12 protein-coding genes are annotated in these 16,899 nt (G+C 73.3%); 3 read left to right on the top strand and 9 right to left on the bottom strand.

Annotation, left to right across the window (positions count from 1 at the left end; genetic code table 11):
- Window positions 1-90: 90 nt before the first annotated feature.
- From AB0G01_RS23615 to AB0G01_RS23605, 3 genes are all read right to left on the bottom strand, one after another.
- Window positions 91-1,308 carry an SGNH/GDSL hydrolase family protein gene (locus tag AB0G01_RS23615; protein ID WP_360948932.1) on the bottom strand — a complete coding sequence of 406 codons (1,218 nt, stop codon included), beginning with the start codon at window positions 1,306-1,308 and terminating at the stop codon, window positions 91-93.
- Window positions 1,309-1,787: 479 nt separating this feature from the next.
- Window positions 1,788-2,702, bottom strand: coding sequence for a bifunctional DNA primase/polymerase (locus tag AB0G01_RS23610; protein ID WP_360948930.1), 915 nt, complete (start codon window positions 2,700-2,702; stop codon window positions 1,788-1,790).
- Window positions 2,703-2,867: 165 nt separating this feature from the next.
- A complete protein-coding gene (locus tag AB0G01_RS23605) occupies window positions 2,868-3,866 on the bottom strand; it encodes an alpha/beta fold hydrolase (protein WP_360948928.1) in 999 nt (332 codons plus the stop codon).
- A gap of 613 nt (window positions 3,867-4,479) precedes the next feature.
- Here AB0G01_RS23605 and AB0G01_RS23600 point away from each other — a divergent pair.
- The 3 genes from AB0G01_RS23600 to AB0G01_RS23590 all read left to right on the top strand — a co-directional run bounded on the left by AB0G01_RS23600 (window position 4,480) and on the right by AB0G01_RS23590 (window position 10,542).
- Window positions 4,480-5,292, top strand: coding sequence for an SAM-dependent methyltransferase (locus AB0G01_RS23600; protein ID WP_360948926.1), 813 nt, complete (start codon window positions 4,480-4,482; stop codon window positions 5,290-5,292).
- A gap of 1 nt (window position 5,293) precedes the next feature.
- Entirely contained in the window at window positions 5,294-7,387 is a 2,094-nt protein-coding gene (locus AB0G01_RS23595) for an EAL domain-containing protein (protein WP_360948924.1), read from the top strand.
- A 152-nt stretch (window positions 7,388-7,539) separates the two neighbouring features.
- The gene (locus AB0G01_RS23590; RefSeq protein ID WP_360948922.1) at window positions 7,540-10,542 is read left to right on the top strand and encodes an AAA family ATPase; all 3,003 of its coding nucleotides are present in this window, start codon (window positions 7,540-7,542) and stop codon (window positions 10,540-10,542) included.
- 516 nt (window positions 10,543-11,058) lie between these two features.
- On the opposite strand, the gene AB0G01_RS23585 is transcribed toward AB0G01_RS23590, so the two are convergent.
- The 6 genes from AB0G01_RS23585 to AB0G01_RS23560 form a co-directional block, all read right to left on the bottom strand.
- Window positions 11,059-11,901, bottom strand: coding sequence for an ABC transporter permease (locus tag AB0G01_RS23585; protein WP_360948920.1), 843 nt, complete (start codon window positions 11,899-11,901; stop codon window positions 11,059-11,061).
- Window positions 11,898-12,845: an ATP-binding cassette domain-containing protein gene (locus AB0G01_RS23580; protein ID WP_360948918.1), complete on the bottom strand. Its 948-nt coding sequence runs from the start codon at window positions 12,843-12,845 to the stop codon at window positions 11,898-11,900. The genes AB0G01_RS23585 and AB0G01_RS23580 overlap by 4 nt, the downstream gene beginning before the upstream one ends.
- 13 nt (window positions 12,846-12,858) lie before the next feature.
- Window positions 12,859-13,407, bottom strand: coding sequence for an NADPH-dependent FMN reductase (locus AB0G01_RS23575; protein WP_360948916.1), 549 nt, complete (start codon window positions 13,405-13,407; stop codon window positions 12,859-12,861).
- 126 nt (window positions 13,408-13,533) lie between these two features.
- Complete coding sequence (hisG, locus tag AB0G01_RS23570; RefSeq protein WP_360948914.1) at window positions 13,534-14,397, bottom strand: ATP phosphoribosyltransferase; 864 nt, start codon at window positions 14,395-14,397, stop codon at window positions 13,534-13,536.
- 660 nt (window positions 14,398-15,057) lie between these two features.
- The gene (locus AB0G01_RS23565; protein ID WP_360948912.1) at window positions 15,058-15,642 is read right to left on the bottom strand and encodes an FMN reductase; all 585 of its coding nucleotides are present in this window, start codon (window positions 15,640-15,642) and stop codon (window positions 15,058-15,060) included.
- Window positions 15,639-16,712, bottom strand: coding sequence for an LLM class flavin-dependent oxidoreductase (locus tag AB0G01_RS23560; protein ID WP_360948910.1), 1,074 nt, complete (start codon window positions 16,710-16,712; stop codon window positions 15,639-15,641). The genes AB0G01_RS23565 and AB0G01_RS23560 overlap by 4 nt, the downstream gene beginning before the upstream one ends.
- Window positions 16,713-16,899: the final 187 nt, after the last annotated feature.

Genomic DNA, 16,899 nt, shown 5'->3' with positions numbered 1-16,899 from the left:
TCGGCGGGGGTGGCCCGCTCCTCCCGGGGAGTTCCCCCCTCGGACGGGAGCGGGCCGTTCCGGGCCGGTCGGCCCGCTCTCTTTCACCCCTCACAGCACCGACAGGTCGACCTCCCGGGCCATCGCGCGGTAGCCCGCGTCGTTCGGGTGCAGCCGGTCGCCGCTGTCGTAGGCGGGCAGCAGCGCGTCCGGGTCGGCCGGGTCGGCGGTGGCCCGGTCGAAGTCCACCACCGCGTCGAACTCGCCGGACGTGCGAATCCAGGCGTTCACCTCGTCCCGCACCGCCTCGCCCGCCTCGGTGTGGTAGATCGCTCCCTTGTACGGCAGCAGGGTCGCGCCCACGACCCGGACGCCCTTCGCGTGCGCCTGCCGGATCAGGTCGCGGTAGCCCGCGACGAGCTCGGCCGCGGTCACCACCGGGTCGGGCTTGGCGCAGTCGAACGGGAAGTCGCTGAACCCGATGTCGTTGATGCCCTCCAGCAGGATCACCGTGCGCACGTCGGGCTGCCCGAGGGCGTCGCGCGCGAACCGGGCGGTGGCCTTCTCCCCGAAGCACGACGAGTCGTTGAGCACCCGGTTGCCGCCGATCCCGGCGTTGACCACGTTCTTCTTGCCGCGCAACCGTTCCGCGAGCTCGTCCGGGTACCGGTTGTCGGCGTCCGCGGTGCCGCCGGCACCGTCGGTGATGGAGTCCCCGAACGCCACCACCACGTCCCGGCGCGGCGTCCGGTCGACGGTCTCCACCCCGCTGAGGTAGAACCAGGACCCGGACTCCTCGCCGAACGCGGCGGCCGAGCTGTCGGCCCGGTGGTCGCCGGTGGCCCGGTAGCTGGTCGCGGCGGCGAACAGGTGGCCCGTCGCCGGGCCGGTCCGGCCCGCGAAGTAGAGCGTGACGGTGAGCCGCTGCAACGGTTCCACCGGCAGGAAGGCCACGTCGCTGACCAGGTCGCCGCCGGTGCGCACGGTGGTCGAGCGGTGGCCGCCGAACGTCAGGTGCCGCACCGAGCCCGGCCGCACGGCCGCGCCCCCGGCGGACCGGGCGACGGTCGCCCCGGTGACCTTGAGCGGTGTGCTGCCGTAGGCGTTGGACAGGCGGATGCGCACCGCCGGGCCGCCGCCGCTGATCCGCACGACCTGGCGCACGGTGTGGTTGTCGAAGCCCTCCGTCCCCCAGGAAGGACCGAACGCGTCGCTCGGCTCGTGCGGTGACGCGGCCCAGGTCGCCGCCCAGCCGGGGTGCGCGGACGCGGCGGGCGCGAACGTCACCCCCAGCACGGCGGTGAGCAGGACTACCGCGATCTTCTTCATCGAGTGACCCCCGTGATCGATTTCCGACCCCGGTCAACCCGCGTCGCGGCCCGCTTGTTCCCCGGTTCCACCGGGATGGGCGGCCGGTCCGGGCCGCGATGTCGCGGTCGGCCGACGCGGCGGGCAGCGTGATCAGCGGTTGTCGGCCCGGGTGCCCGCCGAGGCACGGGTGCGCGCCGCGTCCGAGGACCGGGCGCGGGTTCGGGGCGCGGGTTCGGGGTCCGGGTTCGGGGTCCGGGTGGAGCCCGCCGCACCCAGGTCGGGGGACGTCGCCGAGGGGCTCGACATCGTGGGCCGGTTGGAAACCCGCGTGGGCCGCTGCGAGCGGGCCCGCGCGCACTGCGAGCAGGCGCTCGCGCGGTACTGCCGGGAGACGCTGGTGCTGTGCCGCCGCCTGGGCCGGACGCCCGCCGGGCCGAGGACGCGGACCGGGTGGAGGCGACCTTGTCCAGCCGCCGCCGAGCCCGGCCCGCCGGTGGCTACCGCTGCCGGGGCACCGACACCACGCCGTCGGGCGCGCGGCGCTCGGGGATCACCCTCGGCCGCCGCCGCCCGGCCGCGAGGCCGTTCCCGATGTGGTGCACCGCCTCCCGCCGCGTCCACCCGTCCACGCCGAGGTGTCCCGCCGCCGCGTCGAGCAGCACCTCCCGCGCCGCGTGCTCGTCCAGGAAGCCCGCGCCGACCAGTTCGCCGAGCCGGCACGCGGCGGTGAACAGCACGTGCGCCCGCGTGCCGGGGCGCGCCGACCGGACCCGCCCGGTCTCCCCGTCCACCACGGCCGCGCGGTAGGCGCGCACCCGGCGCGGGTCGGGCGGGTCGAGCGGCGCGGGCGGGTCGGCGGGTTCGGCGCGCGGTGCGGGCACCGGCGGGGCGAGCGCGGCCACCAGCCAGTCCGGCGCGGGTGCGACCGGCAGGTCGCGCACCACCTGGTACAGCCGCGACCCGCTCGTGGTGTGCCGCAGCGAACCCCGGGCCGCCACGTACCCGCCGGCCGAGCGGGTGTCGACGTGCCGGCCGAGCTTGCCCGCCGTGTTCCGCAAGGGGGTCTCGGGCGCGCGGAAGTACCGGTGCTCTCCCCCGCCCGGCGTGGCGACGGTGTAGGTGTCGCGGGGGTCGTCGGCCCCGTGGGCGCGCGCGAGGTCGGCGAACACGTCCCGCCCGTGCGGCACGCCCTGGTCGAGGTCGACCACGAGGAGCCCGGCGGCCCGGCAGGAGATCCCGATGTTGTAGGGCCGGTGCGACCACCACGCCAGCACCTGGTCCAGGTCGAGCGTCGCCCGGCGGTCCCAGTCCTTGAGCGCGGGCACCTTCCCGAAGGGCCGCAACGGGAACACCGGCCAATTCCGGTCGACCGCCGCGATCGCCGCCGCCAGCCGCGCCTTCGCCACACCCATGGTCGACCCCCTCCGCCGCACGGTCGCGGGGGAAGCGCGCCGCCTCCATTGTCCGTGCGGACGGCCGGGTCGTACAGGTGCGTCCGGGTGTTCAGCCCGTACCGAAGCCCGCGCCGCCGGGGGGTGTGCGGGGTCCGCGTGCGCGTGCGGACCCCGCACAGCCGATCAGCGGACGACTTCCCGGGCCCAGGAAGCGACCGCCGAGTAGTACCGGCCCGCGTTCGGGGCCAGGTTGATCGAGTGCCCGTAGTCCTCCACGACGTGCGTGCGCAGGTGGCGGTAGTAGCGCGATTCCTCGGCGTGCAGCGTGGCGGCGGTGGTGCAGTTGCTGGCCAGCAGACCGCACACCGTGCTGTCGTACCGGCCCGCCACCACCATCACCGGCACGTCGATCAACTTGCTGTAGGGCAGCAGCACCGCGACACCGAGCCCGTCCACCGCCTCGGTCGGCGCGAAGACGTCCTTGCCCCGCTCCTCCGCCGCCCTCAGCCCCGGCGGCAGGACACCCGGCGCGTGGAAGTCCCGGTACCGCGTGCCGGGCGAGGTGGTCAGGTAGCCGAGCGGGTAGGTCAGCCCGAACTTCGGGTCGAGGTTGGCCGGGATCATGCTGCCCAGCACGGTCACCACGCCCGCCGGGTTGGCCCGGTGGGTCAGGCCGGTCACCAGGACGCCGTCGACGTCCCGGTGGGTGCCGGCCGCCAGGATCGCGATCGACGAGCCCAGGGAGTGCCCACCGATGATCACCTTGCGGTAGGCCGGTCCGTAGGCCCCGGACCGCAGGCCCCGCACGACCTGGTGCACGGCCTCGGCCTGGACGAAGCTGGTCAGGGTCAGCCCTGGCGGCTTGGAGCTCGCGCCGGTGCCCAGCCGGTCCACGGCCAGCGTCGCGAACCCGGCCGCGTTCTGCGCGTCGCGGAACGAGTGCGCGCCGTCGTCGTAGTGCCAGTAGGAGCTGTTGTAGGTCGAGCCGGGGATCAGGAGTTGGACGGCGGACGCGCCGCCGGCGGGTGAGCACAGCTCCCCGTGCACGGTCTCCCGGTGCCCGAGGACCGTGACCGGGGCGTACACGTCGCGGCAGGAGGACGCGGCGTCGGCCGGCGGTGCGGTGAGCAGGGTCGAGGCGACGAGCAGCGCCGCCGCGCCGGCGGCGAGTGAGTGGCGCAAGGTGGGGACGACCTCCATCGTTGTTCAGCGGGACACGACGGTCGTCGGTCGCGGTCGGGGTGCCCGCGACCGACCGGCTGACGGGGCGCGGGTCACCGGCACAACGGCCCGGTGGAACGGCGCTCCGGTACGCGGATCGCGAACTCGTCCACCCGACCGCGAATGCGGCACGTCATCCCGGAAGTCGCGGAAGTCGGGTCACTCCCCCGGCCTAAAGCGGCGTCGTCCTCCGACGATCCGCGAGCGATCCGGGACAACGCCCGGTGAGCCGATTCAGTGCGGCCGGCGACCACTTCCCGGGACTTCGGCACGACTTCCGGGCACGCGAAAGCGACCCCGTCACGAGACCGCATTTTCGCGGCGCGACCGAATCGTCCGCGCAGCTCGGCGGCGGTGCGGCAGTTCCGCACCCACCGCGCGAGAACTGCGCGGACCTCACGTTTTCCGATTTCGGCGGTCATCGCGATAGCCTCCAGCCGGATTGACCGCGAGCACTCTATGCTCCGTTCAGACGCCGTGGGGATCGCGCATTGGAGTTAAGTTGCCACACCGGCTGGTGCCGACTCGCGCGGAGCTGTTGGATGTCCGGGTTGCCGAGGGACTGGAGTGCGCCGTGACCGACTTCGACTGGGTGCCCGAGGGCGTCGACACCACCGTCCCCAGCGTGGCCAGGGCGTACGACTTCATGCTCGGTGGCGCGCACAACCTCGCGGTCGACCGCGCGATGGCCACGCGGGCCGCCGAGCTGCTGCCCGCCGCGCCGCGGATCGTCCGGATCAACCGGGCTTTCCTGCGGCGGGTCGTCACCCACCTGGTCGAATCCGGGATCGACCAGTTCCTGGACATCGGCTCCGGCATCCCGACCGCGGGCAACGTCCACGAGGTCGCCCCGGACGCCAAGGTCGTCTACGTGGACAAGGACCCGGTCGCGGTCGCGCACAGCGAGCTGCTGCTGTTCGGCAACGAGAACGCGATCGCGGTGCAGGGCGACCTGCGCGACCCGGCGGGCCTGCTGTCCCGCCCGGAGGTGCTGGGCCTGCTGGACTTCGACCGGCCGGTCGCCGTGCTGATGCTGATGGTCCTGCACTTCGTCCCGGACGAGGACGAGCCGTGGCGACTGGTCGCCCACTACCGCGACCACGTCGCGCCGGGCAGCTACCTGGCCGTCTCGCACGTCACCGACGACCACCAGGCCGAGGCCATGCACGGCGTCGCGCGCACCGCCGCGCAGAGCCGGGACAGCCTGAGCAACCGCTCGTACGACGAGGTGGCCCGGTTCTTCGAGGGGTTCGAGCTCCAGGAACCGGGGCTGACCGGCTGCGGGTTGTGGCGTCCCCAGGGGCGCGGCGACATCTCCCACAACGCCGACGAGAACACCCTCATCTACGCGGGCCTCGGCCTCAAGCCGGCCAGCGGGAGCCGCTGACATGACCGCTGCGCTCCCCCAGGACGCGGCGGGACAGCGCGCCCGCGCGAAGCTCGCGAAGAAGTGGACCTACCTGCTCAGCTCGCGGACGTTCATCCCGCTGAGCACGGCGGAACTGGAACGCCACCTGCTCGGCCTGGTCGAGCGGCTGTGCGCGGCGGTCGGCAGCGAGCCGCTGACCCAGAAGATCGGCCGCGAGGTCGGCGCGGCGCTGGTCGACCTGAACTGCACCGCGCCGGAGGGCCTCCAGTGCTCCGTCGAGGTGGTCGGCAAGGGTTTGCTCGGCATGACCGGGCTCGGCGCGCCGGACCGGTTGCGCGACCGCGTGGTGGACGTGGTCGGCGCGCTCGCCGCCGGGTTCGTGGAGCGCATCCGGGTGGCCACCCTGGAGCAGCAGGAGCAGCTCGGCCGGTCGCTGTACAAGGCGATGCGCCAGGCCCAACTCGACCTGGAGGTCGCCAACGCCCGCCGCGACGTGGTGGAGGGGTACACCTCGACCGGCATCGCGACCACCGACTCGCGGGCGAACCTGGTGCGCGCCAACGGGGCGCTGGCCCGGATCGTGGACCACCCGCAGGCCGAGCTGGTCGACCGGTCGCTGTTCGACCTGGTGCACCCGGACGAGCGGGACGGCCTGCGCGAGGACTTCGCGCAGCTCACCGCCGGCGGCACCACGTCGATCACCCAGCCGCGCAAGCTGGTGCGCGCGGACGGCGAGACCGCCTGGGTGACGCTCACCCTGTCGCCGCTGCGCCGCCACGACGGCGGCGACCAGGTGGTCGTGCTCGCCGAGGACGCGACCGACGTGAACCTGCTGCAAGGCCAGCTCAACCACCAGTCGCTGCACGACGTGCTGACCCGGCTGCCCAACCGGCAGTTCTTCACCAGCAGGCTGGAACAGGCGCTGCGCACCGCCGACCCGGCCACCGGCCTCACCGTGTTCCACCTCGACCTGGACGGCTTCTCGCTGATCACCGGAGGTCTGGGGCGCGAGGTGGGCGACCACCTGCTCAAGGTCGTCGGCGCGCGGCTGGAGGAGGTGGTGGCCGGGGAGAACGCGATGGTGGCGCGGTTCGGCCACGACGAGTTCGCGATCCTGGTCGAGAACACCGGGTGCACGCCGGACGTGGTGACCACGGTGCGGATGATCAACGACAAGCTGTCCGAGCCGTTCGAGTCCCACGGCCACCGGATCGCCTGCACCGCCACGATCGGCGTGGTGCACCGGCCGCCCCGGGACGCGTCGCCGCACGACCTGCTCGACTCCGCCGACCTGACGCTGCGCCGGGCCAAGGGCAACGGCCGGCGGCAGTGGGAGCTGGCCGACCCGACCCGCGACGGGCTGGACCGCCGGATGTTCAGCATGGCCGCGACGATGCACGGCGCGTGGGAGAACGGCGAACTGCGCGTGGAGTACCAGCCGGTGGTGCGGCTGGCCGACGAGCGGATCGTGGCGGCGGAGGTGCTGTTGCGCTGGGACCACCCCCGGCTCGGGGCGGTGCCGCACGAGCAGTGCCTGGCGCTGGCCGAGGACACCGGACTGGTGGTGCCGCTGGGCTCCTGGATGCTGCGGGTGGCGTGCGAGCAGTCCGGCGCGTGGCGGCGGGAGCTGGGCCGGGAGGTGCCGGTGCGGGTGTCGCTGACCCGTGGCCAGGCGGCGGACCCGGAACTCGTCGGCGCGGTGCGGGAATCGCTGGCGGCGGCCGGGCTGCGCCCGGAGTCGCTGTGGCTGGGCGTGCCCGCCGACCTGGTGCTGGGTGACGAGGAGGCGGCCGACAACCTGCGAATCCTGGCCGAGAGCGGGGTGGGCGTCGAGGTGGACGGTTTCACCGCCGCGCCGGCGGACCTGGTGCGGGTGGCGGACTTCCCGGCCCGCGCGGTGCGCCTGTGCCGCCCGCTGACCGATCAGCCCGCGCCGGGGGTGGCGCAGGTGCTGGCGACCCTGCTGGACGTGGTGCGGGAAGCCGGCGTCGGGGTGTCGGTGGCCGGGGTGTCCACACCGGACCAGGCCCGCTGGTGGCGGCGGGCGGGCGCGGAGACCGCGTCCGGTCCGCTGTTCGCGCCCGCCGGACCACCGGACGCGATCACCGGCTGACGCGGTACCGGACCACGTCGTGCGACGGGCGACGGGCGTCGGGCGACGGGCCGCGGGCGGGTGGCGGCGTTCGAACATCTGACCGAATTCCTCGTCCGGAATCCCGCGTTTCGCCCGGATCGGCTACCCGGATGGACTAGATTCGTCCCGTCATGCGACTCATCGGACGGGATCACCCGAGCGGGGTGCTGCGCACCGAGATCGACCGCGCGGCGCGCAGTCACGGCGGCCTGGTCCTGGTCACGGGCGAACCGGGCATCGGCAAGACCACTTTGGTGACCGGCGCGGCCGACCAGGCCCGCCGGCAGGGCGCGCTGGTGCTCGGCGGCTCGTGCTGGGACTCCGACTCCGCGCCCGGCTACTGGCCGTGGGTGCAGGTCGTGCGCGCGCTGCGCCGGGCCGCCGACCCGGACGAGTGGGCGGCGGTCGACCGCGAGCGGCTCGAAGCGCTGCTCGGCGAAGCGCCCGCCGGCCAGGCCCCGGAGAGCTTCCCGCTCTACGACGCGGTGACCTCCGCGCTGGTCGCGGTGTCGCAGCGGCGGCCGGTCGTGGTGGTGCTGGAAGACCTGCACTGGGCCGACGTCGCGTCGGTGAAGCTGCTGGAGTTCGCCGCGCGGCACACCTGGTTCGAACGGGTGCTGCTGGTCGGCACGTACCGCGACGCCGAGGTCGAGGCCGACGGCCACCCGTTGCGGCCGCTGATGACGCCGCTGGTGAGCCGGGCGACGTCGGTGACGTTGACCGGGCTGTCCGCGATCGAGGTCGGCGAGCTGATGTCGGACACCGCCGGCCGCGCGCCGGAGGCCGACCTGGTCGCCGAGGTGCACCGGCGGACCGGCGGCAACCCGTTCTTCGTGGAGCAGACCGCGCGGCTGTGGCAGAGCGGCAGCCCGGTCACGGCGGTCGCGCCCGGCGTGCGGGACGCGTTGCGGCACAGGCTCTCCCTGCTGCCCGGTGCGGTCGGCGGGCTGCTCGGGTCCGCCGCCGTGCTGGGCCGCGAGTTCCACCGCCAGGTCCTCGCCACGACCGCCGCGCTGCCCGTGCCGCACGTGGACCGGCTGCTCGACCAGGCCGTGCAGGCGCGGCTGGTGCGGACGCTCGGCGCGGGCCGGTTCGCCTTCGCGCACGACCTGGTGCGGGAGACCCTGTACGACGCGCTGGAGGACGTGGCCGACCGGCACGCCGCCGTGGTGACGGCGCTGACCGGCGCGCCGGCCGGCCAGGCGCTCCCGGCGGAACTCGCGCGGCACGCCCACCTGGCGGGTGACCGGCTGCCCGAGGAACAGGTGGTGGACCTGCTGGTCGAGGCCGCGCGGGACGCGAACTCCCGGATGGCCGTCGAGGAGTCCTGCGGGCACTACCGGCGCGCGCTGGAGCGGTCGACGTCGCCGCACCGCCGGATCAGCCTGGAGATCGCGCTGGCGAACGAGCTGTTCCACTGCGGTCCGTCGAGCGCGGCGGCCGTGCACTTCGACCGGGCCGTCGACCTGGCCCGCGAACTGGACGCGCCCGAGGCGCTCGCCCGCGTGGCGCTGACCCGGTTCCGCTTCGTCGACGCCACCGAATCCAACCTGGCCCTGGTCCGCGAGGCGCACGCCCGGCTGATCGGGCCGCCGCCCGACGAAGCGGCGGAGGTGCTCGCCCGCGCCCTGAGCACGCGGGTCGCCGAACTCGCCCGCGACGGCCACGACGACGTCGCCCTGGCCGACGGCCTGTGGGCGGTGCACGACACGATGTGGGGCCTGGGCACCGCCGCGCGCCGGCTGGCGCTGACCGGCGAGCTGACCGAACTGGCCCGGCGCAACGCCGACCACGCCTCGGAGAGCTTCGCGACGTCGCTGCGCTGGGTGGCGCTGGTGGAACTGGGCGATCCCCGCTACCTGGACCAGTTGCGGGAGTTCGTGGCGAAGGCGGAACGCCTGAAGGGGCCCCGGCACGAGTTCTCGTCCGCCGTCGACCAGAGCATCGTCGCCGCGTTCCGGGGTCGGTTCGCCGAGGCGGAAACCCTGCTGGGGCAGGTGGAGGGGTTCGGCGCGGAGGACACCAGCGGCTTCCGGATGATGAACGTGCACCTGCGGTGGGCGCTGTACCTGCTGCAAGGCAGGTACGACGAGCTGGACCGGCTCGACCTGGACGGCTACCCGTACCCGGACCTGCTGCGCGGCATCGTCGCGGTCGGCCGGGGCGACCTGGGCGTGGCCCGCGCCGCGGTGGCCTCGCACGACCCGCACGATGACCGGTTCCAGCGCATGTTCGAGCCGCTGTGGCAGCGGTTGCGCGCGCACGTGGCTTACGCGACCGGTGACCGCGCGCTGGCCGCGTCGGTGCGCGCGGAGCTCGCCGACCACCGGGGCCAGTGGCTGGTGTCGATGTACGGCTGCGACCTCAGCGGTCCGGTCGACCTGTGGTTGGGCCTCGCGGACCTGGCGCTGGGCCGGGTGGAGGAGGCGGTGGCCGAACTGACCGCCGCGCACCGCTCGGCGGAGGCGATGGGTGCCCGCCCGTGGGCGGTGGAGGTCCGGCGGTACCTCGCGGAGGCGCTGCGCGCCCGGGGTCTGCCCGCCGACGGCCTGGAGGGGGACGTGGTGCGCGACGCGGCCGTGCTCGGGATGCGCCACCTGGCCGATCGCGGCCCCACCGACGAGTTCCGGCGCGACGGCGAGGTGTGGTCGTTGACCTACCGGGGCAAGGCCGTGCGGGTGCCGGACTCCAAGGGGCTGCGGGACCTGCGCGTGCTGCTGGGCAGTCCGGGCGTCCCGGTGGCGGCGGTGAGCCTGCTCGACCCGGAGGCCGTGCCCTCGGCGCGGTTGGGCGGCGACCCGGTGCTGGACGACGAGGCGAAGGCCGCCTACCGGCGGCGGCTGGCCCGGTTGGACGAGGCGATCGACGGCGCACCCGACGACGTCCGGGCGGCGGCGCTGGACCGGGAGCGCGCGGCGCTGCTGGAGGAGCTGCGCGCGGCGGCTGGGCTCGGCGGCCGGACGCGGCGGCTGGGCGACGAGGCCGAACGCGCCCGCAAGACGGTGACCGCGCGCATCCGGGACGCGCTGCGCAAGCTCGCCGACCGCCACCCCGACCTCGCCGCGCACCTGCGGGACCACGTGTCGACCGGTTCGACGTGCGTGTACTCCGGCTCCGCGCACTTCAAGCTCTGACCGGTGGCGCACCCCCTGCGACGGGCCCACCTGCCGGCGCAGGGGTGACGCCCGGCGCGCTCGACGAGGTCTCCCCGGGCGGAGTCCGGGACGTGGTGGTGGCGGTGTGCCTGGCGGTGGGGATGTCCCGCGCGGAGGCCGAGGTGCGGGTGGGCTCGGGTTGTGGGTCCTCGACGACGCAGCCATTGTGGCCCGGTCGACCCCTCCGGCCTGGCGCACCAGGGGTTCACGACGCGGCTGCCTCGCCGCGCTCGCGCGGGGCGACAACCTCACCCGCCGACAACCCCACCGCGCCCGCGCCACGACGGCCCCCGCCACCAGGTCGCGGCGTCTCGTCGCGTTCGGCCGCCGTCAGGACACTCCACTCAGGACAGCGCCGGAAAGTCGCTGCGCGCCTTGGCCAACACAGGGACGCAACCCAGGTCAGAGGCGAACCCGTGCCCCGGCTTCCGCTGTCCCGCAACGAGAAAGCGCCGGAGGCCGCGCCCGACGAGCGGGCACGGCCGCCGGCTGCGGTCACTTCCGGTTGTACAGCCGGATGGTCAGCGAACCGAACACGATGACGAACCCCGCGCTGTAGCCCAGCGTCCACAGCATCGCCGAGCCGTCGAACCCGCCCGACATCAGCGCGCGCACCGCGTTCACCAGTTGCGTGATCGGGTTGACCTCGACGAACGCCTGCAACCAGCCCGGCATGGTGGCCGGGTTGACGTACACGTTGGACAGGAACGTCAACGGCATCAGCACGAACATGCTCACGCCCATCACCGACTTCTCGCTGCGCATCAGCAGCCCGAACATCGTCCAGACCCAGGAGAACGCGAACGAGAACATCACCAGCACGGCCACGCCGAGCACCACGCCGACGAACCCGCCGTCGGGCCGGAACCCGAGGATGAGCCCGACGATCATGATCGTGATCGACGCGAGCACGTACCGCAGCAGGTCGCCCAGGATGTAGCCGACCAGCGGCGCGGGCCGCCAGACCGCGAGCGTCCGGAACCGGTCGAACACGCCCTTCTCGACGTCGGTGTTCACCGCGACCCCGGTGTACATGGTGATCATCACGACGCTGGTCACCGTGACGCCCGGCAACAGGTACTGGAGGTACTCCCCCGGCGAACCGGCCAGCGCACCGCCGAACAGGTAGGTGAACATCAGGATCATCATGATCGGGAACGCGGTCACGTCGAACAACTGCTCGGGCACGTGCTTGATCTTCAGCACGGCCCGCCAGCCGAAGGTCAGCGACGCGGCCAGCGGTCCCGGCGGTCTCGGCGGGGTCTTGTCCAGCAGCACCTCCGCCAGGTTCTCCACCTTGGGCGCGGCGAGCACGTCGACTTCCTTGGTGACGGTCATGCCGCCGCCTCCTTCTTGTCGGTCAGGGCCAGGAAGACCTCGTCCAGGCTGGGCTGGCCGAGGGAGAAGTTGTCCACGGTGATGCCCTCGCGGGCGAGCTGCCCCAGCGCCTCGGCGGCCTGCTCGGTGGCCCGGCCGGAGAGCCGGGCGGTCAGCGCGAGCGGGTCGGAGTCCAGCAGCACCTCGGCGTCGAACACGCGGGCCAGCAGCGCCCGCGCGTCCTCCCGCCGGTCGGCGTCGCGCAGCCGGACGTGCACCGCGCCGACCCCGACGGACGCCTTGAGCTCACCCTTGGTGCCCTCGGCGATCACCCGACCCCGGTCGATCACCGCGATCCGGGACGCGAGCTGGTCGGCCTCGTCCAGGTACTGCGTGGTCAGCAGCACGGTAGTGCCGTGCGCGACGACCGCGCGGACGATGTCCCACACCTGGTTGCGGCTGCGCGGGTCGAGGCCCGTGGTGGGTTCGTCCAGGAACAGCAGGCGCGGGGTGTTCAGGATGCTGGCGGCGATGTCCAGCCGCCGCCGCATCCCGCCCGAGTAGTGCTTGACCTGCTTGCGGGCGGCTTCGGAGAGCCCGAACGCCTCCAGCATCTGCGCGGCGCGCTCCTTGGTGTGCTTGCGGCTGTGCCCGATGAGCCTGCCGAGCAGGATCAGGTTCTCGGTGCCGGTCAGGTCCTCGTCCACGGACGCGTACTGGCCGGTGAGGCTGACCAGCTTGCGCACCGCGTTCGGGTCGGCGCGCACGTCGTGGCCGAACACCCGCGCCTCCCCGTCGTCGGGGCGGAGCAGGGTGGCCAGCATCCGCACGGTGGTGGTCTTGCCCGCGCCGTTGGGGCCCAGCAGGCCGTAGACGGTGCCGGCGGGCACGGTCAGGTCGACCCCGTCCACCGCGCGGGTGTCGCCGAAGACCTTGACCAGCCCCGAGGTTTCGATCGCGTTCACGGTTCTTCCTCTCTCATGAGACGTAGGGGTGGGCGTGGCGCGCGTCGCGCAGCGCCGCCGCCCACCAGGTGAGCTGGTCGAGCATCGTGGTGGCCGCCCGGCGGCGGGGCTCGGAGTCCAGCGGCTCGTCGTCCAGCAGGTTGATGCCGACGCCGTTGCGCATCGTCATCACGTGCAGTTCGGTGAAGACGGTGCGGAGCTGCTCGACCGCGTACACGCCCTCGGAGCGGTAGCCGTAGGAGACGAACCCCGCGGGCTTGGCGTGCCACTCGTCGTAGGCGTAGTCGATGGCCTGCTTGAGCGAGGCCGGGAAGCTGCGGTTGTACTCGGGCGTGACGACGACGAACCCGTCCGCCCGCGCCACCCGCGCCACGAACCGGCGCATCTCGGCGGTCGGCTGGTCCGGGTAGGACCCGGGGAACTCGAAGTCGACGAGGTCGACCACGTCGACGTCCACGTCGTCCCGGCGTCCGGCCAGCTCGGCGGCCCAGCGCCCGATCCCGTCACCGGCCCGGCCGTGGCGCGTGCTGCCGATGATCACGGCGATGTGCAGCGGCTGCATCCGGCACCTCCTCACACCCCTCAGGCGCGAGACGGCCCGCCAGATCGGATCTGGCGGGCCGTCTGGCAGCCGGGAAGCGGGAAGGGCGGCCCGCGCGGGACCGCCCTTCCGTGGAGTGCCGGCAGCTCAGATGCGGCAGGTGTCCAGCGAGCTCACCAGGATGGCGCGGGCACCGACCCGCCACAACTCGTCCATGATGAACGGCGCGTCGTCGCGCGGGACGAGCGACCGCACGGCCACCCAGCCCTCGCGGGCCAGCGGCGAGACGGTGGGCGACTCGATGCCGGGCACCAGCTTGAAGGCCTCTTCCTGGGTGCTCACCGGGCAGTCGAAGTCGAGGATCACGTAGCGGCGGGCGATCAGCACGCCCTGGAGCCTGCGGTGCAGGATCTCCACCGACCGGACCGCCTCCGGCACGTCGTCGACGGTGACGCCCTGGATGAGCACCGCCTCGGACTTCAGTATCGGCTTGCCGAACGTCTCCAGGCCGGAGGTCTTGAGCGTGATGCCGGTTTCCACCACGTCCGCGATCGCGTCCGCGACGCCGAGCTCGACGGCGGTCTCCACCGCGCCGTCCAGCCGGACGAGCTTGGCCTTGATGCCGTGCTCGGCGAGGTGGTTGTCCACCAGGTTGGGGTAGCTGGTGGCGATCCGCTTGCCCTCCAGCCCGGCCGAGTCGGAAATGCCGCCGGGGCGGGACGCGAAGTAGAACGACGCCTTGCCGAAGCCCAGCGGGAGGATTTCCTTGGCGTTCACCGTGGAATCGAGCAGCAGATCCCGACCGGTGATGCCGACGTCCAGCGAGCCCTCGCCGACGTACACCGCGATGTCCCTCGGGCGCAGGAAAAAGAACTGCACGTCATTCGCCGGGTCGGCCACGATCAGCTCACGCCCGGACCGGTGGACCCGGTACCCCGCCTCGGCCAGCATTTGCGCCGCGGGCGCGCTCAAGGAGCCCTTGTTGGGCAGGGCGAAGCGAAGAGGAGCCATGTCGCGAAGTCTCCCACACCGCGCCGGGAGCCCTGACCTGGGGCCGACGTCCTGTCCCACGGAATGAAACCCGGCCGGTGCGGACCGCGCGACCGATCCCGGCGAACCGGTCGGACCGGTCCGGACGCGCGCCCCGGGCCGGTCGCCCCGGGCGTGCGAAGGCATCGCCTTTCGACTCCCGGGGGCCTTTCCCGGAATAGCCGGGGAGCGACCGGGCGAAAGAATTGCCGCATTCCGCCAATTCACCCGGAGGAAGTACGGCCGCGCCCGGTCGGGCCTTCCGCGAAGAGCGGGGTTCACCCTTGACCGGACGTCCGCACCCGCTGCCGGACATTCTCCGACACGGCCCGACCGGGCTCACTCCCCGCCGCCGCGACGGGTGACGAGCCGGTCCGGTGGCCGGGCACCCGGCGCAGAACCTCGCGCTGGTCGCCGACGCCACCGGGTCGGCGCTGGGCCTGTTCGGCGGGTTCTACGACGACCTGGCGCACGACGACCTGGCCCACGACGTGCGGTGCCTGGACGGCGTGGACGGCACGCCGACCTGCCTCATGCCGCCGGCCTCGTCCACCGGCCGGCCGTTCTCGCGGTCCGGCGGCGGGAACCCCTCGGCGAGGACGCCGATCGACCCCGGGTCGGGTCGATCGGCATCGGGTGGGGTCAGCGGCGGTTCAGGAGCTGCTCGAACGGCACCACGTCGGCGAACTCGTCGACGGGCCCGGCGGGCGCGCGGCCCGCCAGCACGCCCGCCAGCTCGGCCGCCGCGCGGTCGATCCGCTCGGACAGGCCCTGCGGCGAACCCCAGTCGGCGGACGCCGCGTAGATCGCGGTCGGCACGACGGCCGCCCGCAGGTAGGCGAACAGCGGTCGCAGCGCGAAGTCCAGCACCAGCGAGTGCCGTTCGGTGCCGCCGGTCGCGCCGATCAGCACCGGCTTGCCGACCAGCGACTCCGGCTCCAGCACGTCGAAGAACGACTTGAACAGGCCGCTGTAGGAGGCGTTGAACGTCGGCGTGACCACGATCAGCGCGTCCGCGCCGACCACGTCGTCCACGACCGCCTTCAACGACGCGCTGGGGAAGCCGGTGACCAGGTTGTCGGCGATGTCCCGGGCGACGTCGCGCAGGTGCACCGAACGCACGGTGACCGGCGTGCGCGCGCCGACCCCGGCGGCGAGCCGGTCGGCCAGCAGGTGGCTGGAGGACGGCTCGCCGAGACCGGCGGACACCACGGCGAGCGTGGTCATCGCACGGCCGCCGTGAGCAGCGACCCGTGGGTGGGCGCGTCCGGCACGTGGGAGGGGCGGCCCCGGGCGAACTCGGCGCGCAGCACGGGCACGATCTCGCCGAGCTGATCGAGCTGCTCCAGCACGGTCTTCAGCGGCAGTCCGGCGTGGTCCACCAGGAAGAGCTGGCGCTGGTAGTCGCCGAAGTGCTCGCGGAAGGTCAGCGTCTTGTCGACGACCTCCTGCGGGCTGCCCACGGTCAGCGGCGTCTGCTCGGTGAAGTCCTCCAGCGACGGTCCGTGGCCGTAGACGGGGGCGTTGTCGAAGTACGGGCGGAACTCGCGCACCGCGTCCTGCGAGCGGGGGCGGATGAACACCTGGCCGCCCAGTCCGACGATCGCCTGGTCGGCCGCGCCGTGCCCGTAGTGCTCGTAGCGCTCGCGGTAGAGGTTGACCAGGCGGGCGAAGTGCTCCTTGGGCCAGAAGATGTGGTTCGCGAAGAAGCCGTCGCCGTAGTACGCGGCCTGCTCGGCGATCTCCGGGCTGCGGATGGAGCCGTGCCACACGAACGGCGGCACGCCGTCGAGCGGGCGCGGGGTCGCGGTGAAGGACTGCAACGGCGTGCGGTGCTTGCCCTCCCAGTTCACCACGTCCTCCCGCCACAACCGGTGCAGCAGGTGGTAGTTCTCGATCGCCAGGTCGATGCCGTCGCGGATGTCGCGACCGAACCAGGGATATACGGGTCCGGTGTTCCCGCGCCCCATCATCAGGTCGACCCGGCCGTCGGCCAGGTGCTGGAGCATCGCGAAGTCCTCGGCGATCTTCACCGGGTCGTTCGTGGTGATCAGCGTGGTGGCGGTGGACAGGATCAGCCGCTCGGTGCGGGCCGCGACGTAGCCGAGCATCGTGGTGGGCGACGACGGCACGAACGGCGGGTTGTGGTGCTCGCCGGTGGCGAACACGTCCAGGCCCACCTCCTCGGCCTTGAGCGCGATCGCGACCATGGCCTTGATGCGCTCGGCCTCGGTCGGCGTCCGCCCCGTGGTGGGGTCGGGCGTGACGTCCCCGACGGTGAAGACCCCGAACTGCATAGCCGCTCCTCGATCCAAGTAGTTGCGAGTTCAACTACTCGGTGGAACAGTACCCCGGCCGCGACTATTCCGCCGGTGCCAGGTGGCGCGGACCAAGTCGCACCGGGGCGGGCACCACCACCGGGGCGACGAGGTGCGGCGCAGCCGGGGCGAGGGGGTGCGGCGCAGCCGGCAGGTCGTGGCCCGC

This window comes from Actinosynnema sp. NPDC023587 (genome assembly GCF_040640215.1).
Classification (GTDB): domain Bacteria; phylum Actinomycetota; class Actinomycetes; order Mycobacteriales; family Pseudonocardiaceae; genus Actinosynnema.
This window is presented reverse-complemented; position numbering and strand designations above follow the sequence as displayed.